A 22,940-nucleotide genomic window follows, 5' to 3' on the forward strand; every position below is an offset into this window, starting at 1 on the left:
GCTACTCAGGCTTCCAATTCGGCCCAGCGTTCCAAGAGCTGGTCCAGTTCGTCTTGCAGGCCTTGCAGGCGATCCAACGCGGCAGCGGTGATATCCGTTGCCTGTTGATAGAACGCCGGATCGGCGATCTGCGCCTGGAGCGCTGCGAGCTGGACCTCAAGGGCATCGATTTGCCCCGGAATGGTCTCCAGCTCACGCTGCAGCTTGTAGCTGAGTTTTTTCCTGGGTACCGCAACCTCTGTCACTGCCGATTCGGCAGGGTCAGAAACAGGAGCAGGCGCCGCCATTTCGGCCTTGCCTGATTTACTTTCACCAACACCGAGCAAACGCGGCGAGCCACCCTGGCGCAGCCAGTCCTGATAACCGCCCACATACTCGCGCACGCGGCCATCGCCTTCGAACACCAGGGTGCTGGTGACCACATTGTCGAGAAAGGCCCGATCGTGACTGACCATCAGCACGGTGCCGGAAAAATTCGCCAGCACCTCTTCGAGCAGCTCCAGGGTTTCCACATCGAGATCGTTGGTCGGTTCGTCGAGCACCAGCAGGTTGGCCGGCTTGCTGAACAGCTTGGCCAGCAGGAGACGCGCACGCTCACCACCGGATAGTGCCTTCACCGGGGTGCGGGCACGCTGGGGACTGAACAGGAAGTCGCCCAGGTAGCTCAGCACATGGCGGTTCTGGCCATCGATCTCGATGAAATCGCGCCCCTCGGAAATGTTGTCGATTACGGTCTTTTCCAGCTCGAGCTGATGGCGCAACTGGTCAAAATAGGCCACCTCGATCTTGGTGCCCTGCTCCACCTTGCCGGCGGTTGGCTGCAGACCATCGAGCATCAGCTTCAGCAGGGTGGTCTTGCCGGTACCATTGGCGCCGAGCAGGCCGATACGATCGCCGCGCTGCAAGACCATGGAAAAATCCTTGATCAGCAGCGGCCCACCCGGATGCGCGAAGCTAACGTTCTCCAGCACCATCACCTGTTTGCCGGACTTGTCCGCGACGTCCAACTGAATGGAGGCCTTGCCGGTACGCTCACGGCGCTCGCTGCGCTCGACACGCAGGGCCTTGAGGGCACGCACGCGCCCCTCATTGCGGGTACGACGGGCCTTGATACCCTGGCGAATCCATACTTCTTCCTGGGCCAGCTTCTTGTCGAACAACGCGTTGGCGGTTTCCTCGGCGGCCAGCGCAGCCTCCTTGTGCACCAAGAAGCTGGCGTAGTCGCCATTCCAGTCGATCAGCCCACCACGGTCCAACTCGAGAATCCGCGTGGCCAGGCTTTGCAGGAAGGAGCGGTCGTGGGTGATGAACAGCACGGCGCCCTGGAAGTCCTTGACCGCCTCCTCCAGCCAGGAAATGGCACCAATATCCAGGTGGTTGGTCGGTTCGTCGAGCAGCAGCAGATCCGGCTCGCTGACCAGCGCCTGTGCCAGCAGCACGCGACGGCGCCAACCACCAGACAGCTCGGCCAGAGTCTTGTCGGCCGGCAACTGCAGGCGGCTCAAGGTGCTTTCGACCAATTGCTGCAGGCGCCAGCCGTCGCGGGCTTCGAGCGCTTGCTGGACATGCATGAGCTTGTCGAGGTCTTCTTCAGTAACGCAGTTCTGCGCCAGATGATGGTATTGCGCGAGCAGCTCACCGACGCCATCGAGACCTTGGGCAACCACATCGAACACCGTCCGATCGTCAGCCACCGGCAGCTCCTGAGGCAGTTCGCCGATCTTCAGCCCCGGCGCGCGCCAGATGCTGCCGTCGTCGGGCTTCTGCTGATCCTTGACCAGCTTGAGCATGCTCGACTTGCCCGTACCGTTACGACCGATGATGCACACGCGCTCGCCACGTGCGATCTGCCAGGACACCTTATCCAGGAGCGGCATAGCGCCGTAGGCCAGGGAAACTTCGGTGAACTTGAGCAAGGTCATGACAGCACTTCCAAAAAACCGGGGAGGCATTCTAACCGAGTTGCCGAATAAGCACGCTGGCATTTGTGGATCACCCATCACTCGCCAGCCCCATGCTTTCGCCGCGACCGGGCAAAAGGCTAAGCTAGGTGCACTCGATGGTGCCCTTGATCACCATTCACCCTGTTTTCTGCCCGGAAGAGTCATGCGCCGTTCTCTGTTAAGTGTGTTTTCCTGCCTGCTGCTCTGCACCTTCAGCCTCTCCCATGCCCAGGCCGCCAGCCTGGCCCAGCAGCGCCAGATGTATGACCAGGCAAAAAGCGCCCTGGCCAAGGGCGACAAATCGCCTTACCTGCGTTACGCCGACGCGCTGCGCGACTACCCGCTCACGCCGTACCTCGCCTATGACGAACTGACTGCCCGGCTGAAATGGGCAAGCAACGATGAGATCGAGAAATTCCTCGCCGAACATGGTGACCTCCCCCAGGCCGGCTGGATGAAACTGCGCTGGTTGCGCTGGCTGGCCGAGCGTGGCGACTGGAAACCCTTCATCAACCATTACGATCCGAAGCTGAACTTCACCGAACTGGACTGCCTCTACGGCCAGTACCAGCTTGGTCATGGCATGGTGGCCGAAGGGTATGCCACCGCAGAAAAGCTCTGGCTGGTCGGTAAATCGCAACCCAATGCCTGCGACCCTCTCTTCGAGCGCTGGGCTGCAGCCGGCCAACTGACCGAGGAGAAGCGCTGGAAACGCCTGAAGCTGGCCGCCGAAGCGCGCAATTACGGCCTGGCCACCTTCATGAGCAAGAGCCTGACAACCTTGAAGGCACGCGGCGAACTGATGATCGAAGTGGCCCAGAAGCCCACCTTGCTGAGCAATACGGCACGCTTCTCTACAGCCGACAAGGCCATGGGCGATGTGGTGGGTCTTGGTCTGCGGCGCCTGGCGCGCCAGGACCCGGAACAAGCCCTCAGCCTGCTCGACGGCTATGCGCGCAAGCTGTCCTTCTCCACCGAGGAAAAAGTCGCCATCGCCCGCGAGATCGGCCTGTCCCTGGCCAAGCGTTTCGATCTGCGCGCCCTGCAGGTCATGGCTCAGTATGACCCGGAACTGCGTGACAACACCGTCTCCGAATGGCGTGCGCGCCTGCTGCTGCGCCATGGTCGCTGGGATGAAGCCTATCAGTTGACCAGCCGCCTGCCGGCAGAGCTGGCCAACACCAACCGCTGGCGTTACTGGCAGGCACGCAGCCTGCAACTGGCCCAGCCACACAGCAAACAGGCCCTGGCCCTTTATCAGCCGCTAGCCAAGGAACGTGACTTCTACGGTTTCCTGGCTGCCGACCGGATCGAAGCGCCCTACAGCCTCAATAACAAGCCGCTGACCCTTGCACCCAAGGTGATGCAGAAAGTACGCAACACTGCCGGTATCCGCCGCGCCATTGAGTTCCATGATCGTGGCCAGATCGTTGACGGGCGCCGCGAGTGGTACCACGTCAGTCGCTTGTTCAGCCGTGACGAAATGGTCGCCCAGGCCAAGCTGGCGTACGACATGCAGTGGTACTTCCCAGCTATCCGCACCATCAGCCAGGCGCAGTACTGGGATGATCTGGATATCCGCTTCCCAATGGCCTACAGAAGCAACCTGACTCAGCAGGCCAAACTGCGCGGCCTGCACTCCAGCTGGGTGTTCGCCATCACCCGCCAGGAAAGTGCCTTCATGAGCGATGCCCGCTCGGGCGTAGGCGCCATGGGCCTGATGCAGCTGATGCCGGCCACCGCCAAGGAAACCGCGCGCAAGTTCGGCATTCCCCTGAGCGCACCGCAGCAGGCACTCGACCCGGACAAGAACATCCAGCTCGGCGCCGCCTACCTGAGCCAGGTACACGGCCAGTTCAACGGCAACCGCGTGCTCGCCTCTGCCGCCTACAACGCCGGCCCCGGCCGCGTACGTCAATGGCTCAAGGGCGCCAATCACCTGGCCTTCGACGTGTGGGTGGAAAACATTCCATTCGACGAGACCCGCCAGTACGTGCAGAACGTCCTGTCCTACTCGGTGATCTACGGACAGAAGCTCAATGCGCCACAACCCCTGGTCGACTGGCATGAGCGCTTCTTCGACGACCAGTAGCCATCGACTCGGACCCGCGCGCATAGCAGACTTAATCCCATAAAAAACGGGCGCCAATAGCGCCCGTTTTTTATTCCTACGCGGAGCCTACTCCAACACGTCGACGGGCATGCCAACCTCTATTCGGCCATGGCTACGGTTGATCAGGTTCTGCCCGAAATACACGTCGCCCTCTCGCTCGCGATATGTCCGTAGCGTAGCCAGGGGCTCGCGATCGGCACTCCGCTCCCCGGTACGCGGATCGATAGTCGTGAGAATGCAGCGGGAACAGCCCTTGTCCACCGTGAACTCGACCGCCCCAATGCGGATACGCTTCCAGTGATCTTCCGCATAGGGTTCACCACCTTCCACTACCAGATTGGGCCGGAAACGCAGCATCTCAAGGGGCCGGCCCACCCTGGCACATAAGTCGTCAAGAGAGGCCTGACCAATGAGCAATATTGGAAAACCATCGGCAAAGCCGACCTTCTCCGCACTGCTCAGATTGCCTTCGATATAGCGTGCGCGCTCGGCCGGCACATGCACCAGGCGACAGGATTTGCCAAGGAAGTCACTCAACCACTGCGCGGCTTCGTCGCCAGCATCCGGCACACGCATGGCATCGCCCCAGATGAATGCACCGCGCAGGTTTTCGTCAGCTTCGGGCAACGCCACATCCAGCCTGGGCCGCCCGGGTGCGTAAAGCGTCAGCCCACCCGCCGCGTTCCAGCGAGCCTCCAGCTGGCTCATATGGGCATAAGCGCGCTGGGTCAGGAAACGGCCATTCTCGGCATCCACCAGCATCCAGCGGCGGTCGCCGACCACGCCCAGCGCATCCAGCTCAAGGCTTTGCAGGCTCTCACCAATGGCGGACTTGAGCGGAAAACGGTAGAGAGCAGACAGACGCATGGCCAGCCTCCATGAACGCGGGGAAGCCGGATATATACGTCAGCCGCTCGACAGGCTCAAGCGTCGAGGCTCAGGCGCTCGCGGATCACCTCAACCAACTTGTCCGGCTGGAATTTAGAAAGGAAATTGTCACAGCCGACCTTCTTCACCATGGCCTCGTTGAAACTGCCGGACAATGAGGTATGCAAGACCACGTACAGGTCGCGCAGGCGCGGGTCATTGCGGATCTCCGTGGTCAGACGGTAGCCATCCATTTCCGGCATTTCCGCATCGGTGAAGATCATCAACAGTTTGTCGGTCATCACCTCACCGCTGTCTGCCCACTGCTTCAGCATGTTCAAGGCCTTCAGCCCATCACTGGCGACATGCAGCTTGAGCCCGAGCTGGACCAGGGTGTCGCGCAACTGCGCCAGGGCGACGGTGGAATCGTCCACCAAAAGAACCTCACGGCCCCGGGCCTTGGCCAGCAATGGGTCGGCCAGCTTCTCGTCCGAGACCTTGGTGCTCATTGGTGTGATTTCGGCCAGGACCTTTTCCACATCGATGATCTCGACGATCTGCTCATCGACCTTGGTGATTGCCGTCAAGTAATGCTGGCGCCCCGCCCCACCGGGCGGTGGCAGGATGGACTCCCAGTTGAGGTTGATGATGCGGTCGACACCACCCACCAGAAACGCCTGCACCGAGCGGTTGTATTCGGTGACGATGATGGTGCTGTTCTCGCCCGGCGTCAGTGGACGCATGCCGATGGCCTGCGACAAGTCGATCACCGGCAACGTCTGCCCACGCAGGTTGACCACCCCACAAACGTGCGGATGGCGGTGCGGCATCAAGGTCAGCCGCGGCAGTTGCAGCACCTCCTGCACCTTGAAGACGTTGATGGCGAACAGTTGCCTGCCCGCCAGGCGGAACATCAGGATCTCCAGGCGGTTTTCACCGACCAATTGCGTCCGCTGGTCAACCGAATCGAGAATACTGGCCATCACGCCCTCCTGATGTTCTGTAGCGAGTCTAGCCAGTGTAGCGACCGACGGCAGCGACATAGCACTACGCCATCATGCCTCAGCACTCATGGTCGTACCAGCCTGACCAGCATACAGGCTCAAGCCTGCAGTAGAGGTGAGTCGGGCGGCAGATGCACACGCAAGGCCGCAGGCCGAACGGCAAAGCGCAGTTGCTTCCCCTCCAGTGGCTCGCCATCGAGATTGAGGTCCAAGCCTTCGGCTGCATCCACCTCGACCCAGGGCAGGCGCGCACTGACCGACACCGACTCAAGCCCCAGAATGCCTCCTGACAGCAGCGTTCCGAGGGTACCTACGGCATCCTGGGGAGCAGGCACGATGCAGATATCCAGAAGACCATCGTTGACCCGCGCATCCGGACACAGAACATGCCCACCACCGGCCTGCCTTCCATTGCCAATGCCCAGCGCCAGGAACTCGCCTTCCCAGGAGAAGTCCGGCCCGTTAAACCGACCGAACGCTGCGTGCACCTCGGAGAACCGGGTCAGGCCAGTCAGCAAGTAAGCGGCGCCGCCGAGCATCTTCTTCAAGTCTTCCGACGTATTGGCGGTGATCTTCGAGCCAAAGCCACCAGTCGCCATGTTGAGGAACAGTTGCCCGGCGACCTCGCCCAGGTCAATGGTCGTCGGCTCCTGATCGAGCAGGGCCAGAGCCTGCGCGGGGATCAACGGCACAGCTGCAGCGCTGGCGAAATCGTTGGCAGTTCCCAGTGGCAGTAGCACCAGGCTCGCATCACCTCCCGCCTGAGCCAGGGCCTCGGCCACTTCACGCAAGGTGCCATCGCCACCACCAGCGATGATGATGGGGACGTTGGCCGCCAGTGCTTCGCTCACCAGGCGAGCGGCATCGCCGCCCTCCCAGGTCAACCGCACCGCCAGCTCCCACCCCTCATCACGGCGGGCCTTCACTGCCTCGCGCACCTCGTCGTTGAGAGCCTGCTTGCCGTGCAGAATCAACCAAGCCTTACGCGCCATAGCCATCTCCAGACAGTCGTTACCCCAGCACCTCGCTCAGGGGGATGAAAGTCAGACTATCGCCTTCGGCCAAGGTGCCATTTTCCGGAATGACGGCCAGGCCATCAGCCCAGGCGGCACTGCGCAGCACGCCGGAGCTCTGGTTCGGATACAGCACGGCCCGTCCTTGCTCGAGCCGCGCCCGCAGATACTCACGACGACTGCCCGCCTTGGTCCAGGCGAATCCAGCAGGCACACTGATGCTCAAGGGGGCGACGGCCTCAACACCCATCCGCCTCAACAGGTAGGGCCGTACCAGCAGACCAAAGGTGACAAGCGTAGAAGCTGGATTACCTGGCAACCCGATGACAGGAACGCCCTGATAGCGACCACACGTCAGTGGCTTCCCGGGTTTGATCGCCAACTTCCACATGTCCAGCTCTCCCTCCTGGCGCAATACCTGGCCGAGGAAGTCCGCCTCGCCAACCGAGACGCCGCCCGTGGACAGAATCAGGTCGACATCGTGCAAGCCCGCCAGAGCCTCGCGGGTTTTCTGCACGTCATCGGCAAGAATGCCACCGTCGACCACCCCACAACCCAGACGGCGCAACCAGGTGCACAGCACGCTACGGTTACTGTTATAGATCTGCCCCAACGCCAGGGGCGCTCCCGGCTCTACCAGTTCGTCGCCGGTAGACACGACGGCCACACGGAGCTTGCGCCGCACGTCGAGCTCGGCCTTGCCAATCGACGCGGCAACACCCAACTCAATAGGGCCCAGGCGAGCGCCAGCAGCCAACAGGAGTTCCCCGCTGCGCACCTCCTGACCTTGAGGGCGCACATTCTGGCCCAGCCTGATTGGCTCGAGAAAACGAACGCGACCATCCGGCTGAACCTCGACATTCTCCTGCATCTCGACGCTGTCGGCGCCAGCGGGAAGCGGCGCACCGGTGAAAATGCGCGCACAACTGCCTGCCTGCAAAGGCTCGGGAAACTGCCCCGCCAGGATGTATTGGCTGACCAACAACGGCTCACCTTGGGCATCCCGATAGCGCAAGGCGTAACCATCCATGGCGCTATTGGGCCATGGCGGCAAATCCAGCCCCGCAACCAACGGAGCCACCAGCACGCGGCCATCAGCATCCGACAGTGGCAGTACTTCGCTGCCGACGATGCGATCGGCATCTGCCAGCGCGAGCAATCGTTTCAAGGCCTCTTCGACCGATAGCAAGGCACTCATCCACGGCTCTCGCAATGAGTCCCTGCCTTGAGATGGGGCACGAAGTTGCAGGGACGATGGCGATTGTCCAACTGCTCCACCAACAGGCGATCCCAGGCTGTGCGGCACGCATTGGTGGAACCCGGCACGCAACACACGAGCGTGCCATTTGCCAGGCCAGCCAACGCGCGAGACTGGATGGTGGAGGTGCCAATATCGGCAACGGACACCTGGCGGAACAACTCACCAAAGCCATCGACCTGTTTGTCCAGCAAGCACTGCACGGCCTCGGGCGTACTATCCCGTGCAGTGAACCCAGTGCCACCGGTTATCAGCACCACCTGGACCTCATCCTCGGCGATCCAGGTCGCCACCTGAGCACGAATCCGATAGAGATCATCCTTGAGCAGCACTCGCGCCGCCAGTTGATGCCCTGCGTCGAGCAGCCGATCAACCAGCAGCTGGCCCGAGGTATCAGTGTCCAGACTGCGCGTGTCACTGACAGTCAAAACGGCAATATTCAGCGGCACAAATGCCGCCTCGGCCTTGAGGCTCATGGTGCTATCCGATTGTGGCGAAAACGGCCCAGTGTTATATCACAGGCCCCAGCCCGAGCACTGTCATGACCCCATCCACACGCTCCTTTCCCTGCTCGATGCTCCTGCTCGCCGGTGGCCGGGGACATCGAATGGGCGGTGCCGACAAGGGCCTGCTGGAATGGCACGGCCTGCCGCTAATCGCTCACCTCCATGCACTGACCCGCCCATTGACCGATGACCTGATCATCTCCTGCAATCGCAACCATGAGCGTTATTCTGGGTACGCTGATCAACTTGTGGCAGATCCGAGTGGAGACTTCCCAGGCCCACTGGCCGGTATTCTTGCCGGGCTAAAGGCCGCTCGGCATGCACATTTGCTGGTTCTCCCCTGCGACTCCCCCCTGATGGATCGCCCCCTTCTGCACGCCATGCTCCAGCACGCAGAGGAACAGCCTGAAATTCCCTTGATGCTGCGCCGCGAAACACAATGGGAGCCACTGTTCAGCGTTATCCCCACCGCGATGCTGGAACTTCTGCAAGATGCCTGGCAGGCGGGAGAGCGCAGTACGCGCCGAGCATTGCTCCAGCTGGGCGCCCAAGCCCTATCCTGCCAAGCGGATGACCCTCGACTGGCCAACCTCAATACACCCCAACTGCTGAATGCCGCCGATAACACCCGGAAACCATAAGGAACTTGCGCCGCTGCCTCACGTCAGAAACCGGGTACAGCTTCTGACCTACAAGGAATCACCCCCATGAAACAGCGGACTCTCTCCATTCTGATGCTGACCCTCGGCCTGACCGCACTGGCGGGATGCTCCACCCCCAGCGTGATCACCCTCAATGACGGCCGCGAGATTCAAACCGTCGACACTCCTAAGTACGACGAGGACTCAGGCTTCTACGAATTCGAACAACTCGACGGCAAGCCAGCCAAGGTCAACAAGGATCAAGTTCGCACCGTCAAAGAGCTCTGAGATGCGGGCCGCTGCTACACATGCGGCGGCCTAATTCAGCCGGCTCAGCGCCCAAAATTCTCCAGCTAACCCCTTGTGCGGCCAAACCTTTTCGGTACAATGCGCGCCATTCATCGGAGCGTAGCGCAGCTTGGTAGCGCGTCTCGTTCGGGACGAGAAGGTCGCTGGTTCGAATCCAGTCGCTCCGACCATATCCCGAAGATCGGAGCCCATCCGATACTTCCCTAAAAACCGGCCTAGCGCCGGTTTTTTCGTTCCAGCACTGCCAAAACGCAAAAAGCCCGCATCAATGCGGGCCTTATGGCAAATAATCATGGCGTCCCAGAGTGGGTTCGAACCACCAACCTTCCCCTTAGGAGGGGGATGCTCTATCCAATTGAGCTACTGGGACCTGCACAACACGCAGCCAACATGGGCCTTGCGTGGCGGCGGCATGTTAACGGTCTGATCGCGGTTTGTCATGCCAGCGATATGACATATGTTCCTACTGTTGGTGGCACAACGAACACTTCAGGCGCCTCTCGAAAAAACATCCTAAGCTACTAATCCCTCTAACAAGCGGCTTTCGTGGCAAACTGGTACGGACGTTTTGTTGAGTGACGCGCATTTCGGATAATTGGTGCTGGCAATAAGCCGGTATCTGACCCAAAATACGACGTGTAATTGGCGTCAAATAATAGACTATCAAACTGAAGAATCGATGCAAAAATCAGCTGAACCGCAACAAGACCTGACGGTCAAAACTGCGATGACCATTCAACTGAATGCCCGCGTCACCTTCCTGACTAACCGGTTTAATGTATGCGCCCTATGAAACAAGCTATCTACTCCAGCCGCACGGCTGACAAGTTTGTGGTTCGTCTGCCCGATGGCATGCGTGAACGCATTGCCGATGTTGCACGCAACCATCATCGCAGCATGAATTCGGAAATCATCGCCCGCCTGGAGCAAAGCATGCTTCAGGAAGGAGTACTGGGAGACGATGAAGGCTTGCGCCTCGACAGCCCAGAACTCTCCTTGCATGAGCGCGAACTGCTGCAACGCTTCAGACAACTCTCCCATCGACAGCAGAACGCCCTGGTCGCTCTGATTGCCCATGACGCCGAGCTCGCTGCTGAACAGGCCTGACCGCGTTTTCGGCCTGAGCTGACCAAGCAAATAAAAAGCCGCCCAGTGGGCGGCTTTTTTATTTGGCTCCAGCTACAACAGGAAGATGGTAGCCAGCCCCAGAAAGATAAAGAACCCACCGCTGTCCGTCATGGCAGTAATCATGACACTTGCCCCCATGGCAGGATCGCGCCCCATGCGCATCAGCGTCATAGGGATCAGCACCCCCATCAGTGCAGCCAGTAACAGGTTGAGGGTCATAGCAGCGGTCATCACCACTCCGAGCGACCAACTGCCATAAAGCAGGAAGGCCACCACACCTATCACGCCACCCCAGACCACACCATTGATCAGCGCAACACTCAACTCCTTGCGCATCAACCGCGACGTATTGCCAGTTCCCACCTGATCCAGCGCCATGGCACGCACAATCATGGTGATTGTCTGGTTGCCGGAGTTGCCACCAATACCGGCAACGATTGGCATCAAGGCAGCCAACGCCACCAGCTTCTCAATGGATCCTTCGAAGAGGCCGATCACCCGGGAAGCCACAAAAGCCGTCACCAGGTTCACGGCCAGCCACGCCCAACGGTTACCCAATGACTTCCACACCGAGGCGAAGATATCTTCCTCCTCACGCAGACCCGCCATATTGAGCACTTCAGCCTCACTTTCCTCACGGATGAGGTCGACCATTTCATCGATGGTCAGACGACCAATAAGCCGCCCCGTCCCATCGATAACGGGCGCAGAAATAAGGTCATAACGCTCGAACGCTTGAGCCGCATCGTAGGCATCCTCATCGGGGCCGAAGCTCACCGGATCACTCGCCATGACTTCACCAACCTGCTTGTCGGGATCATTGACCAGCAGACGCTTGATCGGCAGAACACCCTTCAACACTCCGTCGTAGTCAACCACGAAGAGCTTGTCGGTATGCCCCGGCAGCTCCTTGAGTCGACGCAGGTAGCGCAACACCACTTCGAGACTCACATCCTCACGGATAGTGACCATTTCGAAGTCCATCAACGCACCAACCTGATCCTCCTCGTAGGAAAGCGCTGAACGGACACGCTCACGCTGCTGCGCATCGAGCGACTCCATGAGCTCGAGCACGACATCCCGGGGAAGCTCTGGCGCGAGATCCGCCAGCTCATCCGCATCCATGTCCCTGGCCGCAGCCAGGATCTCGTGATCATCCATGTCCGCGATGAGCGACTCACGGACCGAATCGGATACCTCAAGGAGAATATCGCCATCACGCTCAGCCTTGACCAGTTGCCAGACCGTCATACGGTCATCTAGGGGCAACGCTTCAAGGATATGGGCGATATCAGCGGAGTGCAGCTCATCGAGCTTGCGCTGTAATTCGGACAGGTTCTGACGATGAACCAGATTCTCCACAAGCTCCTGGTGCTGCCCCTCTTGTCGATGGGTCAGGTTCTCTACCAGCTTGTGGCGATGCAGCAGCTCGACCACCTGGGCCAGGCGATCCTGCATGCTCTCTTGCGGCTTTTTGGCTTCTACTTCAGACATATGGCACGCTCCACCCCAGCAGCAGAGCACGCCACGGGGGTCAATCAGTCAAGACGCGATTCTTGAATCGAGATATTGAGTAACTACTGGGTAAGTCCATGGTGGGATTCCACAAGCTCCGGCGGAGCTGACGCGCAAATGATATCACTCCATTCCACCATGCATGTGACAAAAACACGGAGAGAACAAGCGCTTGCGCAACACACTTCAGCATCCTGTGAATAACGTTAGGACGCATGCGTAAGACCGCAAGACACGCAGAAAGAGCAAGAAAAATAATAGCCAGGCAAACAAGCAGATCACCTGAAGAGAATCCGCAAAACCCAGGCACAAGAAGATTTATAAACAACAGAAAAACGAAAGGCCCGCATAAATGCGGGCCTTTTGTTTATATGGTGCACTCAGGAGGATTCGAACCTCCGACCGCTCGGTTCGTAGCCGAGTACTCTATCCAGCTGAGCTATGAGTGCAAATGGTGCTTTTTAACCAGATCACCGCTGGTTTCGAAACAACCCCACTATCGCAGGCCATTTCCAAATATGGCGGACTCAGGAGGATTCGAACCTCCGACCGCTCGGTTCGTAGCCGAGTACTCTATCCAGCTGAGCTATGAGTCCACAGGGTGCGCATTATAGGGTTCAAAACTTTAGGGTCAAGAACTTTTCTGAGTAAGCTCAATGACTTACCAGCCCAATGCAAACACAACCAAGGTTGTGAAAATGGCGGAGAAGGGGGGATTCGAACCCCCGACACCCTTTTGAGGTGTACTCCCTTAGCAGGGGAGCGCCTTCGGCCACTCGGCCACCTCTCCGCAACACGGGGCGCATGATAACCATGTTTTCCCGGTTTGAAAAGCCAAAAATTTGAGAAAAATTAGTGGCTTGGTTCGTCGCCTTTCTCTTTCTGGATACGCTGGTAAATCTCTTCACGGTGCACGGCAACCTCCTTCGGGGCATTGACGCCAATGCGCACCTGATTACCCTTCACGCCCAACACGGTGACAGTTACCTCATCACCGACCATCAGGGTCTCTCCGACCCGGCGAGTCAGAATCAGCATTCCTTTCTCCTTACGGATTACAGTTCAGAACAACAGTCTGCAAAAATGAAATGGTGGCGGCTCCGCAAAAACTCAAGCGCGAGCCTCACCCAAGTATTGACCAGCGCACGCAAAAGGAAAGTTCCTTTCTCCGCCGATCAAAAAGGACGAAAGGCGCGAGACAGCGCGCCTTTCGGATGGTGCGTCACTCGCCCTGACGGGCCGGTGCGTCCAGCTCGAAAGCAGTGTGCAATGCACGCACAGCAAGCTCCAGATATTTCTCCTCGATAACCACGGAAACCTTGATTTCCGACGTCGAGATCATCTGGATATTGATGCTTTCCTTGGCCAATGCTTCGAACATCCGGCTGGCCACGCCCGCGTGCGAACGCATGCCCACACCGACGATGGAAACCTTGGCAATGTTGGTGTCGCCACTGACTTCGCGAGCACCGATCTCACGCGCAGTGTTCTCCAGCACCTCGAAGGCTGCCTGGTAGTCATTGCGGTGCACGGTGAAGGTGAAGTCGGTGGTGTTATCGTGCGCTACGTTCTGCACGATCATGTCGACTTCAATATTGGCAGCACTGATCGGACCAAGAATCTTGAACGCCACGCCCGGAGTATCCGGCACACCACGGATAGTCAGCTTGGCTTCGTCGCGATTGAAGGCGATGCCGGAAATGATCGGCTGTTCCATGGATTCCTCTTCATCAAGGGTAATGAGGGTGCCCGGCCCCTCCTGGAAGCTGTGCAGTACGCGCAGCGGGACGTTGTACTTGCCGGCGAACTCCACCGAGCGAATCTGCAGCACCTTGGAACCGAGGCTGGCCATTTCCAGCATCTCTTCGAAGGTGATCTTGTCCAGGCGCTGGGCCTTGGGCACTACGCGCGGGTCTGTGGTGTAGACACCATCCACATCGGTATAGATCTGGCATTCGTCGGCTTTCAGTGCAGCAGCCAGCGCCACGCCCGTGGTATCGGAACCACCACGGCCGAGGGTTGTGATATTGCCGTGCTCGTCCACCCCCTGGAAACCCGCCACCACCACCACACGACCTGCTTTCAGATCAGTGCGGATACGCTGATCATCGATCTGCAGAATGCGAGCTTTATTGTGCGAGCTGTCTGTCAGGATGCGCACCTGGCTACCGGTATAGGAGACCGCCGGCACACCCAGTTTGATCAGCGCCATGGACAACAGGGCAATGGTGACCTGCTCCCCCGTGGAAACCATGACATCAAGCTCACGCGGTACCGGATGACCATCACTAATCTGTTTGGCCAGATCGATCAGGCGATTGGTTTCACCGCTCATGGCGGAAACCACGACGACGATATCGTCGCCACCCTGGCGGAACTTCTTCACCTTTTCAGCCACCTGTTGAATACGCTCAACGGTGCCGACGGAAGTGCCCCCGAACTTTTGTACGATCAAAGCCATATCAAAAAGCCACCTGATTCCTCAAGGGCGCCCATTAAACCCGCAACGGGTCATACTGCCAAGGCCAGCCGGACGCGCTGCCGACCCTGGTTTTCGCTGTTCTAGAGACCTTGCTCGGCAAAAGTTGCGGCGAGAGCCAGCGCTTCATCCAGCTTGCCGACCTCCACACCACCACCTTGCGCCATATCCGGGCGACCACCGCCCTTGCCACCGACAAGAGTCGCGGCCTGACGCATCAGGTCACCCGCCTTGAGCTTACCGGTCAGATCCTGGGTAACGCCTGCGACCAGCACAACCTTGTCGTCCTGCACGCCGCCAAGCAGGATCACCGCACTGCCCAGCTTGTTCTTCAGTTGATCGACCAACGCCAGCAGGCCTTTACCATCCAGCCCGTCGATACGCGAAGCCAGAACCTTGATGCCTTTGACCTCGACAGCCGAGCCAGCCAGGTCATTACCCGCCGCACTGGCAGCCCTGGCCTTGAGCTGCTCCAACTCTTTCTCGAGCTGACGATTGCGTTCGATCAGGCCGGACAGCTTGTCCAGCACGTTGTCGCGACTGCCCTTGACCAGGCTTGCCGCCTCTTTCAGCTGATCTTCCGCTGCATTCAGCCAGGCCAGCGCCGCAGCGCCGGTGACCCCCTCAATCCGGCGCACGCCAGCGGCCACGCCGCCCTCGCTGGTGATCTTGAACAGGCCAATGTCGCCGGTACGGGAGGCATGGATGCCGCCACACAGCTCGACGGAGAAACCGCCACCCATGGTCAGTACGCGCACATCGTCGCCATACTTCTCACCGAACAGCGCCATGGCGCCCTTGGCCTTGGCCGTTTCGATGTCGGTTTCCTCGGTCTCGACCACCGAGTTCTTGCGAATCTCGGCGTTGACCAGCTCTTCCAGTGCTTTCAGTTGCTCGGGCTTGATCGCCTCGAAATGGCTGAAGTCGAAGCGCAGGCGCTGGCTGTCGACCAGCGAACCTTTCTGCTGCACATGCTCGCCCAGCACCTGGCGCAACGCAGCATGCAGCAGGTGAGTTGCAGAGTGATTGAGCGCAGTAGCCTGGCGTACGCTGGCATCGACCTGAGTATCGACGGTCGAGCCTACGTCGATGCTGCCCTGGGCAACAATGCCATGGTGCAGGAAGGCGCCACCTGCCTTGGTGGTATCGCGAACATCGAAACGCTGCCCGGCAGCACCGAGGTAGCCGGTGTCGCCAATCTGGCCACCAGACTCGGCATAGAACGGCGTCTGGTCGAGAACGACTACGCCCTCCTCGCCTTCACTCAGGCGGTCAACGGTCGCGCCCGACTTGAACAGCGCAATGACCTTGGCAGCGCCGGACGTTGCGGCGTAACCAGTAAACACGGTGTCCACATCGACCTTGACCAGGCTGTTGTAGTCCATGCCGAACGAACTGGCGGAACGGGCACGAACGCGCTGGGCTTCCATTTCGCGCTCGAAGCCCTCCTCATCCAGGGTCAGCTCGCGCTCACGGGCGATATCGCCGGTAAGGTCCACCGGGAAACCGTAGGTATCGTAGAGTTTGAAGATCACATCGCCAGGAATGACGCTGCCTTGCAGCCCTGCCAGATCCTGCTCGAGGATCTTCAGGCCCTGCTCCAGGGTCTTGGCAAACTGCTCTTCTTCGGCTTTCAACACACGCTCGATGTGTGCCTGCTGTTGCTTCAGCTCGGGGAAGGCCTCGCCCATCTCGGCCACTAGCGCAGCAACGATCTGGTAGAAGAAGCTGCCCTTGGCGCCCAGCTTGTTGCCGTGGCGGCAAGCACGACGAATGATGCGGCGCAGCACATAACCGCGGCCTTCGTTGGACGGGGTCACGCCGTCGGCGATAAGGAAACCGCAGGAACGGATGTGATCGGCGACCACTTTCAACGACGCCTGTCCTTCATTGATGCAGCCGATGGCGTTGGCCGCCGCGCCCAACAAACTCTGGAACAGGTCGATCTCGTAGTTCGAGTTGACGTGCTGCAGCACGGCGCTGATGCGTTCCAGGCCCATGCCGGTGTCCACGCTTGGCGCCGGCAGCGGGTGCAATACGCCGTCTGCCGTGCGATTGAACTGCATGAACACGTTGTTCCAGATCTCGATGTAACGGTCACCGTCCTCCTCCGGCGAACCGGGCGGGCCGCCCCAGATGTGCTCGCCATGGTCGAAGAAGATCTCGGTGCACGGGCCGCACGGGCCGGTATCGCCCATCGCCCAGAAGTTGTCGGAGGCGTACGGCGCACCCTTGTTGTCGCCGATACGAATCATCCGTTCGGCCGGAATACCGACCTCTTTGTGCCAGATGTCGTAGGCCTCGTCGTCGGTGGCGTAGACAGTAACCCAGAGTTTGTCCTTGGGCAGGTTCAGCCACTTGTCGCTGGTCAGGAATTCCCAGGCGAACGTGATCGCATCGCGCTTGAAATAATCGCCGAAGCTGAAGTTGCCCAGCATTTCGAAGAAGGTGTGGTGACGCGCGGTATAGCCGACGTTTTCCAGATCGTTGTGCTTTCCGCCGGCACGCACGCACTTCTGGCTGGTGGTGGCGCGGGTGTAGGCGCGCTTTTCCAGGCCCAGGAAGCAGTCCTTGAACTGGTTCATCCCCGCGTTGGTGAACAGCAGGGTCGGGTCGTTCGCCGGGATCAGCGAGCTGGATGCGACACGGGTGTGCCCCTTCTCTTCGAAGAAGCGGAGGAAGGCTTCACGGATTTCTGCGCTTTTCATCTAGTTCTTCCAGGCAAACGGCGGCCACGGCAAGCCGGCAAAGGGCCGCATTATATCGGCCTCGCGCAGCGGGCACAGCCTGTTTACAGGGGAAAAAGACAGAAAGCGCCTGTTACCAGCGAGCAGACGCGAAAAAATGCTCGAAAGTCAGGCCAAAGCCCCTATAGACGCGCAGGAACAATCAGGATGCCGGCCCGCAGGCCGTTCTTGACCTTGGGATTGGGGAAAATGATGCGCGCATCCGCCTCTTCCACCAGCCAGCGGGTACCGGCAATGTCCTCAGCCAGCAGATAACCGACCGGGAGTTCGCTGAAATTCTCGATGTCATCCGGCAGATGCAGGCGGAAGGCATCGCTGTGCTTGATTACTTCTCGCGCCACACTGAACAGTTGCAGACCATCCAGCCCGGACGCTTCAGGCTCGCGGTTCTCGATCAGCTGTTGCAGCCGATGCTCCAGCAGGTCCAGGTTAACCCCTTCGTTCTGGCCGAAGGGGCGCGCCTTGCCCAGCTCCAGGGTGAACGCCTCGGCGCCCAGATGGGCATAGGTGTAGGAACTGAAGGTGATGCCTGCCTTCTGCTGCAGCAACACCGCGTCAATGCCCGCCGCGCGCAGGCGCGCCAGTTCGGCACGTGAATGTTCACGTCCGGGGGCATAGGGATAGAGGGCGAACTGCTCGATCTTCGAGCCACGAATAGCGGTATGCAGATCGTAGTGCAGGCGTGTGCGCCCTTCCTTGCTGAAAAACGAGGCGGCCAGGCGCTCCAGCTCGTTGGCACGCAATGCCTCGTTGCCACTGCTTTGCTCATGACGGCCGCTGAACAGGCGATTGATGTCCTGCTCGATGTAGCGTTCGCCCCGGCGCATGGCTTCGGGATTACCAAACAGGAACAACACCCGCGCCCGCGGCAATAACCGCCCACCAGCGATTGCGTGCAACAGGCGGTCGAGCAGTTCGATCGGGGCGGTTTCATTACCATGGATGCCGGCGGACAACAGCAGGTCGAGCCCGCTGTCCTCTGCAGCGACGGGGGTAATTTCCAGCGCGCCTTCGGCCAGCCAGTGCAGGCGCACGCCTTCGCGCGTCAGCTGAATCTTCTCGGTCGGCTCACGGCCGGCCAGGGTCAGTTCGAGCAATTTGCCAAGGGCAAGCATGCGCGGCAGATCCTCAGTGATTGCAGTCCGGACCATGAACATGGTCGTCGTCGCTGTCGTCGACCGTTTCCATTTCCAGCTGCAGGCTGATCAGGTTGGTCGCCTGCGGGCGAACCAGCAGGTTGGCGTACTCGGTATCGCCCTCCTCCACGTCGACGCCGATCAGCAACTGGTCACCTACCGCCTGGACCCACACTTCCTTGCCCTGCCAGACCACGGCAAACCGGGTGCAGGAGGTTTCCAGCTGGGTACCATCGGTGTCTTCGAGGATGAGTTGCAGGGCGTCGCTCATAAAAATCTCCACAGGTCTGGACGGGGCGGGGCGCGTAGCTGTCGTTTTTGCATCCACCACGACCTCGCCCTGGTGAATCGATAAAGCACAAACGACCCTACCCGGCTAATTGGAAAGGATAAACCGCGCCCAGTTTAAGGATCTGCGTCAGTTCATCCAAGGCACTGCGGCACTCCGTCAGCAACTGCGGGTCGGCCAGGTCGGCCTCAGTGAGGCGATCGCGGTAGTGCTTTTCTACCCAACTGGTCAGCGTGCCATACAAGCCCGTCGTCAGTATTACGCCAGGATTTACCGCCGCCAGCTCCTCGGCATTGAGCGCCACACGCAAGCGCAGGCAGGCCGGACCACCGCCGTTCTGCATGCTCTGCTTGAGGTCAAAGACCTTGACCTCGCGAATCGGCCCGGTGTCGCTGGTGAGCTGTTGCAAGTAGTTCCACACCCTCGCGTTGTTGCGGCACTCCTCCGGCACGATCAGCAGCATGCCGCCGTCGGCGCGGCTCAGCAGTTGGCTATTGAACAGGTACGAACGCACCGCATCGTCGACCGCCACTGCATCGCGAGGCACGCACACTGCCTGAAAATTGCCGCCACGACGCGCCAGCTTGCTGGCCAGTTCGGCCAATACCTGCTCCGTATCGAGGAAGGCATCCTCGTGATAGAACAGCACCTCGCCGTTACCGACCGCGATCACGTCATTGTGGAACACGCCCTGATCGATGACCGCCGGATTCTGCTGGGCGTAGACTACGCCCTCCTCGCTCAGGCCATGCAGGCGAGCGATGGCCTGGGATGCCTCCAGCGTCTGGCGTGCCGGGTAGCGTTGCGGCGCCGGGTAGCGGCTGTCGAACGCACTGCGCCCGTAGACGAAGAACTCCACACCCGGCTCGCCATAACCTTTGCAGAAACGCGTGTGGTTGGCGGCACCTTCATCGCCGAACTGCCCGACTGCCGGCAATGCCGGGTGATGGGCGAAATGCCGGTCATCGTTGAACATCGCGCCCAGCACACGGGTCGTGGTCGGGTGTTCGATGCTGCGATGGAACTTGCAGTTGAGATTGGCCGCAGTGAAATGCACGCGCCCATCCGCCGTATCGGCACTGGGGCTGACCGTGCAGGCGTTGGCCACCCACATGCTGGACGCGGAACTGCAGGCTGCCAGCAACGGCATCGCCTCGCGGGCGGCGCGTTCGATGATCTGCGCGTCACTGCCGGTAAAACCCAGGCTACGCAAGGCATTGACGTCAGGACGTTCCTGCGGGGCCAATACCCCCTGCTTGAAGCCCATGTCCATCAGCGCCTTCATCTTGGCCAGGCCTTGCAGGGCCGCTTCCCGGGGGCTGGAAATTGCCTGACTGTTGCTCTGCGAGGCCACGTTGCCGTAGGACAAGCCACCGTAATTGTGGGTCGGCCCGACCAGGCCATCGAGGTTCATTTCAAAAGCAGGCACGGGCATCACAGACTTACTCCCGGGGTCAGGGTGGCGGGCAGGCTCAGGGTTTCGCTTTCCAGCGAGGCGACCGGGTAGGCGCAATAATCCGCCGCGTAATAAGCGCTGGCGCGATGGTTACCGGACGCCCCGACACCCCCGAACGGTGCACTGCTGGCAGCGCCGGTGAGCTGTTTGTTCCAGTTGACGATGCCGGCGCGGCTTTCGATGAGGAACTGCTGGTAACGCTCGGCAGAATCCGACAGCAGGCCAGCGGCCAGACCGAACTGGGTGTTATTGGCCTCGGCGATGGCGGCGTCGAAGTCGGTGTAGCGGATCACCTGTAGCAACGGACCGAAGAACTCCTCGTCGATGCGCTCGGTAACGTCTGTCACGTCGAGAATCCCCGGAGTCAGCAGCGCGGCGTTTGCCAGTGGCTGCGACATGTCGAGCAATGACAGCGCACCTCGCTCGATCAGTTGGCGCTGAGCCTTGAGCAGATGCTCGGCGGCGTCCAGGGAAATCACCGAGCCCATGAACGGTGCCGGCTGCTCGTCAAAACGCCCAACCTTGATCGTTGAGCTGACCGCCACCAGGCGCGCCAGCAGCTTGTCACCCCACTCGCCCTGCGGCACCAGCAGGCGACGTGCGCACGTACAGCGCTGCCCTGCCGAGATGAACGCGGACTGGATGATTGTGTAGACGGCCGCATCGAGATCGGCGACCTGATCGACCACCAACGGATTGTTGCCGCCCATCTCCAGGGCAAGGATCTTGTCCGGGCGGCCGGCGAACTGGCTGTGCATCAGGTTGCCGGTACGGCTGGAGCCGGTGAAGAACAGGCCATCGATACCGGCATGGGCCGCGAGCGCGGCGCCAGTTTCCCGTGCACCGTGCACCAGGTTGAGCACACCAGCCGGCAAACCGGCTTCGCTCCAGCACTTGACCGTCAGCTCGGCAACCTTGGGCGTCAGCTCACTGGGTTTGAACACTACGGCGTTGCCGGCCAGCAGCGCTGGGACGATATGGCCATTGGGCAAGTGACCGGGAAAATTGTACGGGCCGAAGACCGCCACTACGCCATGGGGCTTGTGGCGCAGCACCGCCGTGGCATCTGCCAGCGGGCCGCTCTTGGTCCCGGTCCGCTCGCGGTAGCTCTGTACGGAAATGGCAACCTTGTTGACCATGCTGGTCACTTCGGTCGCGGATTCCCACAGCGGCTTGCCGGTTTCCTCGCCGATGCAGCGAGCCAGTTCATCGGCGTGCGTCTTGAGGGTGGCGGCAAAACGTTCGAGCACGGCAATGCGCTCATCCAGCGAGCGGCGCGCCCAGGCCGGAAAGGCGGCACGGGCAGCCCGCACGGCGGCATCGACCTGCTCGGCGCTGGCAGCCTGACCAGACCAGAGGGTTTCCTGAGTCACCGGGTTGAGCGAGACGAATGCATCACCCTGCCCTGGTTGCCAACTGCCTGCGATGAAATGCGTACTCATGCTTGCGCCTCCCGAGACGACAGCGCGACAGCCCGTACCTGAGCACCGACGGCCAGTTGCAGGCGCTTGGCCGTCTGCGCATCCACCACCAGAGTGCCGGCAACAGCACGGGCCGGTGCGGCGGTGATGCGGCAGTCTTCACGCTTGCGGTTATGGATCAGATACGGCGTGGCGGAATCCCCCGGCGTGCCGACCGCCAACACCAGGGTCTGGCTGTCACGCACCGCACGGATCTTCGCCGTTTCCGCTTCGATGGCCGGGCCGGCGTCGAAGATATCGACGAAGCCCTGGTTGCTGAACCCCTCGCCCTTGAGCATGGCCAGCGCCGGCTCGGTATCGGGGTGCACGCGCCCAATGACGTTGCGCGCGTCTTCGGACAAAAAGCAGGTATAGAGCGGAAACTTGGGCATCAGCTCGGCGATGAAGGCCTTGTTGCCGACCCCGGTCAGGTAATCGGCCTGGCTGAACTCCATCTTGAAGAAGTGCCGACCGAGGCTTTCCCAGAAGGGCGAGCGCCCGGCGGCATCCGACATGCCACGCATCTCGGCGATCACCTTGTCACCAAACAGCTCGCGGAACTCGGCGATGAACAGGAAGCGTGCCTTCGACAGCAGGCGACCATTGAGGCCCGTGCGGTGGTCCGCATGCAGGAACAGCGAGCACAACTCGGAGTTGCCGGTCAGGTCGTTGGCCAGGAACAGCGTGGGAATCTCGCGGTAGATCTTCAGCTCCTGCGAGGCGCAGACAGTGAGACCGACGCGGTAGTTGTACCAGGGCTCGCGCAAGCCGACAGCGCCCGCCACTGCGGAAATACCGACTACCTTACCGTCATCGTCTTCGAGCACGAACAGGTAATCGGCATCGGCCCGCTCGGCCTCGCCACGAAAGGCTTTTTCCGCCCAGCCGACCCGATGCGCCAGACGCTCCTCGTTGGCCGGCAAGGTGGTCAGCCCGGCACCAGTACTGCGGGCCAGGTCGAACAGCGCCGGCAAATCGGCGTTACGCACGGGACGAACGATCATGGATCCTCCGGATCAACTCAACGCATCAAGCGGCAAACTACACAGTGACAGGCAGGCTGGCGGCCCGCCCAC

General features: G+C 60.3%; 19 protein-coding genes and 5 tRNA genes. 5 read left to right on the plus strand and 19 right to left on the minus strand.

Annotation, left to right across the window (positions count from 1 at the left end; genetic code table 11):
• Positions 1 to 5: 5 nt before the first annotated feature.
• Positions 6 to 1,922 (minus strand): ATP-binding cassette domain-containing protein, encoded by a 1,917-nt coding sequence (locus ACWPW0_RS15585; protein WP_454255784.1) that lies wholly within the window; start codon positions 1,920 to 1,922, stop codon positions 6 to 8.
• A 184-nt stretch (positions 1,923 to 2,106) separates the two neighbouring features.
• Here ACWPW0_RS15585 and ACWPW0_RS15590 point away from each other — a divergent pair, with 184 nt between their 5' ends.
• On the plus strand, positions 2,107 to 4,035 hold the full coding sequence (locus ACWPW0_RS15590) for a transglycosylase SLT domain-containing protein (protein WP_454255785.1): 1,929 nt from the start codon (positions 2,107 to 2,109) through the stop codon (positions 4,033 to 4,035).
• An 87-nt stretch (positions 4,036 to 4,122) separates the two neighbouring features.
• On the opposite strand, the gene ACWPW0_RS15595 is transcribed toward ACWPW0_RS15590, so the two are convergent.
• The 5 genes from ACWPW0_RS15595 to moaB form a co-directional block, all read right to left on the minus strand.
• Positions 4,123 to 4,923 (minus strand): MOSC domain-containing protein, encoded by an 801-nt coding sequence (locus ACWPW0_RS15595; protein ID WP_454255786.1) that lies wholly within the window; start codon positions 4,921 to 4,923, stop codon positions 4,123 to 4,125.
• Positions 4,924 to 4,979: 56 nt separating this feature from the next.
• Positions 4,980 to 5,906 (minus strand): chemotaxis protein CheV, encoded by a 927-nt coding sequence (locus ACWPW0_RS15600; RefSeq protein ID WP_447592806.1) that lies wholly within the window; start codon positions 5,904 to 5,906, stop codon positions 4,980 to 4,982.
• A gap of 119 nt (positions 5,907 to 6,025) precedes the next feature.
• Positions 6,026 to 6,919 (minus strand): lipid kinase YegS, encoded by an 894-nt coding sequence (yegS, locus tag ACWPW0_RS15605; protein ID WP_454255787.1) that lies wholly within the window; start codon positions 6,917 to 6,919, stop codon positions 6,026 to 6,028.
• Positions 6,920 to 6,938: 19 nt separating this feature from the next.
• On the minus strand, positions 6,939 to 8,138 hold the full coding sequence (locus ACWPW0_RS15610; RefSeq protein WP_454255788.1) for a molybdopterin molybdotransferase MoeA: 1,200 nt from the start codon (positions 8,136 to 8,138) through the stop codon (positions 6,939 to 6,941).
• Positions 8,135 to 8,674, minus strand: coding sequence for a molybdenum cofactor biosynthesis protein B (gene moaB, locus ACWPW0_RS15615; protein ID WP_447592812.1), 540 nt, complete (start codon positions 8,672 to 8,674; stop codon positions 8,135 to 8,137). The genes ACWPW0_RS15610 and moaB overlap by 4 nt, the downstream gene beginning before the upstream one ends.
• 65 nt (positions 8,675 to 8,739) lie before the next feature.
• On the opposite strand from moaB, the gene mobA reads away from it, so the two are divergent.
• From mobA to ACWPW0_RS15630, 3 genes are all read left to right on the plus strand, one after another.
• Complete coding sequence (mobA, locus tag ACWPW0_RS15620; RefSeq protein WP_454255789.1) at positions 8,740 to 9,345, plus strand: molybdenum cofactor guanylyltransferase MobA; 606 nt, start codon at positions 8,740 to 8,742, stop codon at positions 9,343 to 9,345.
• A 66-nt stretch (positions 9,346 to 9,411) separates the two neighbouring features.
• A complete protein-coding gene (locus tag ACWPW0_RS15625) occupies positions 9,412 to 9,633 on the plus strand; it encodes a YgdI/YgdR family lipoprotein (RefSeq protein ID WP_447592816.1) in 222 nt (73 codons plus the stop codon).
• Positions 9,634 to 9,747: 114 nt separating this feature from the next.
• Positions 9,748 to 9,824 (plus strand) — tRNA-Pro (locus ACWPW0_RS15630).
• Between the two features lie 123 nt (positions 9,825 to 9,947).
• On the opposite strand, the gene ACWPW0_RS15635 is transcribed toward ACWPW0_RS15630, so the two are convergent.
• Positions 9,948 to 10,024, minus strand: a tRNA-Arg gene (locus ACWPW0_RS15635).
• A gap of 410 nt (positions 10,025 to 10,434) precedes the next feature.
• Between ACWPW0_RS15635 and ACWPW0_RS15640 the strand changes: the two genes are divergently transcribed.
• The gene (locus tag ACWPW0_RS15640) at positions 10,435 to 10,761 is read left to right on the plus strand and encodes an Arc family DNA-binding protein (RefSeq protein WP_447592818.1); all 327 of its coding nucleotides are present in this window, start codon (positions 10,435 to 10,437) and stop codon (positions 10,759 to 10,761) included.
• 72 nt (positions 10,762 to 10,833) lie between these two features.
• Here the strand turns inward: ACWPW0_RS15640 and mgtE are convergent, their stop codons facing one another.
• The 12 genes from mgtE to astA form a co-directional block, all read right to left on the minus strand.
• Positions 10,834 to 12,276: a magnesium transporter gene (gene mgtE / locus ACWPW0_RS15645; protein ID WP_447592820.1), complete on the minus strand. Its 1,443-nt coding sequence runs from the start codon at positions 12,274 to 12,276 to the stop codon at positions 10,834 to 10,836.
• A 393-nt stretch (positions 12,277 to 12,669) separates the two neighbouring features.
• Positions 12,670 to 12,746 (minus strand) — tRNA-Arg (locus ACWPW0_RS15650).
• A gap of 70 nt (positions 12,747 to 12,816) precedes the next feature.
• A tRNA-Arg gene (locus ACWPW0_RS15655) sits at positions 12,817 to 12,893 on the minus strand.
• A gap of 103 nt (positions 12,894 to 12,996) precedes the next feature.
• A tRNA-Ser gene (locus tag ACWPW0_RS15660) sits at positions 12,997 to 13,087 on the minus strand.
• Positions 13,088 to 13,149: 62 nt separating this feature from the next.
• Complete coding sequence (csrA, locus tag ACWPW0_RS15665; RefSeq protein ID WP_069517029.1) at positions 13,150 to 13,335, minus strand: carbon storage regulator CsrA; 186 nt, start codon at positions 13,333 to 13,335, stop codon at positions 13,150 to 13,152.
• A gap of 184 nt (positions 13,336 to 13,519) precedes the next feature.
• Positions 13,520 to 14,758, minus strand: coding sequence for an aspartate kinase (locus tag ACWPW0_RS15670; RefSeq protein WP_447592823.1), 1,239 nt, complete (start codon positions 14,756 to 14,758; stop codon positions 13,520 to 13,522).
• A gap of 101 nt (positions 14,759 to 14,859) precedes the next feature.
• The gene (gene alaS, locus ACWPW0_RS15675) at positions 14,860 to 17,484 is read right to left on the minus strand and encodes an alanine--tRNA ligase (RefSeq protein ID WP_454255790.1); all 2,625 of its coding nucleotides are present in this window, start codon (positions 17,482 to 17,484) and stop codon (positions 14,860 to 14,862) included.
• A gap of 161 nt (positions 17,485 to 17,645) precedes the next feature.
• On the minus strand, positions 17,646 to 18,638 hold the full coding sequence (gene astE / locus ACWPW0_RS15680; RefSeq protein ID WP_454255791.1) for a succinylglutamate desuccinylase: 993 nt from the start codon (positions 18,636 to 18,638) through the stop codon (positions 17,646 to 17,648).
• 13 nt (positions 18,639 to 18,651) lie between these two features.
• Positions 18,652 to 18,930, minus strand: coding sequence for a topoisomerase II (locus ACWPW0_RS15685; RefSeq protein ID WP_447592829.1), 279 nt, complete (start codon positions 18,928 to 18,930; stop codon positions 18,652 to 18,654).
• Positions 18,931 to 19,027: 97 nt separating this feature from the next.
• Positions 19,028 to 20,377 (minus strand): N-succinylarginine dihydrolase, encoded by a 1,350-nt coding sequence (astB, locus tag ACWPW0_RS15690; RefSeq protein WP_454256750.1) that lies wholly within the window; start codon positions 20,375 to 20,377, stop codon positions 19,028 to 19,030.
• A gap of 5 nt (positions 20,378 to 20,382) precedes the next feature.
• A complete protein-coding gene (gene astD / locus ACWPW0_RS15695) occupies positions 20,383 to 21,846 on the minus strand; it encodes a succinylglutamate-semialdehyde dehydrogenase (protein WP_454255792.1) in 1,464 nt (487 codons plus the stop codon).
• Positions 21,843 to 22,868 (minus strand): arginine N-succinyltransferase, encoded by a 1,026-nt coding sequence (gene astA, locus ACWPW0_RS15700; RefSeq protein ID WP_447592833.1) that lies wholly within the window; start codon positions 22,866 to 22,868, stop codon positions 21,843 to 21,845. The genes astD and astA overlap by 4 nt, the downstream gene beginning before the upstream one ends.
• Between the last annotated feature and the right edge of the window lie 72 nt (positions 22,869 to 22,940).

The organism is Pseudomonas sp. Marseille-Q8238 (assembly GCF_965111915.1).

Coding starts and splice junctions, on each gene's coding strand:
- ACWPW0_RS15585 (WP_454255784.1), bottom strand. CDS start 1,922: ATGACCTTGCTCAAGTTCACCGAAGTTTCCCTGGCCTACGGCGCTATG.
- ACWPW0_RS15590 (WP_454255785.1), top strand. CDS start 2,107: ATGCGCCGTTCTCTGTTAAGTGTGTTTTCCTGCCTGCTGCTCTGCACC.
- ACWPW0_RS15595 (WP_454255786.1), bottom strand. CDS start 4,923: ATGCGTCTGTCTGCTCTCTACCGTTTTCCGCTCAAGTCCGCCATTGGT.
- ACWPW0_RS15600 (WP_447592806.1), bottom strand. CDS start 5,906: ATGGCCAGTATTCTCGATTCGGTTGACCAGCGGACGCAATTGGTCGGT.
- yegS (WP_454255787.1), bottom strand. CDS start 6,919: ATGGCGCGTAAGGCTTGGTTGATTCTGCACGGCAAGCAGGCTCTCAAC.
- ACWPW0_RS15610 (WP_454255788.1), bottom strand. CDS start 8,138: ATGAGTGCCTTGCTATCGGTCGAAGAGGCCTTGAAACGATTGCTCGCG.
- moaB (WP_447592812.1), bottom strand. CDS start 8,674: ATGAGCCTCAAGGCCGAGGCGGCATTTGTGCCGCTGAATATTGCCGTT.
- mobA (WP_454255789.1), top strand. CDS start 8,740: ATGACCCCATCCACACGCTCCTTTCCCTGCTCGATGCTCCTGCTCGCC.
- ACWPW0_RS15625 (WP_447592816.1), top strand. CDS start 9,412: ATGAAACAGCGGACTCTCTCCATTCTGATGCTGACCCTCGGCCTGACC.
- ACWPW0_RS15640 (WP_447592818.1), top strand. CDS start 10,435: ATGCGCCCTATGAAACAAGCTATCTACTCCAGCCGCACGGCTGACAAG.
- mgtE (WP_447592820.1), bottom strand. CDS start 12,276: ATGTCTGAAGTAGAAGCCAAAAAGCCGCAAGAGAGCATGCAGGATCGC.
- csrA (WP_069517029.1), bottom strand. CDS start 13,335: ATGCTGATTCTGACTCGCCGGGTCGGAGAGACCCTGATGGTCGGTGAT.
- ACWPW0_RS15670 (WP_447592823.1), bottom strand. CDS start 14,758: ATGGCTTTGATCGTACAAAAGTTCGGGGGCACTTCCGTCGGCACCGTT.
- alaS (WP_454255790.1), bottom strand. CDS start 17,484: ATGAAAAGCGCAGAAATCCGTGAAGCCTTCCTCCGCTTCTTCGAAGAG.
- astE (WP_454255791.1), bottom strand. CDS start 18,638: ATGCTTGCCCTTGGCAAATTGCTCGAACTGACCCTGGCCGGCCGTGAG.
- ACWPW0_RS15685 (WP_447592829.1), bottom strand. CDS start 18,930: ATGAGCGACGCCCTGCAACTCATCCTCGAAGACACCGATGGTACCCAG.
- astD (WP_454255792.1), bottom strand. CDS start 21,846: ATGAGTACGCATTTCATCGCAGGCAGTTGGCAACCAGGGCAGGGTGAT.
- astA (WP_447592833.1), bottom strand. CDS start 22,868: ATGATCGTTCGTCCCGTGCGTAACGCCGATTTGCCGGCGCTGTTCGAC.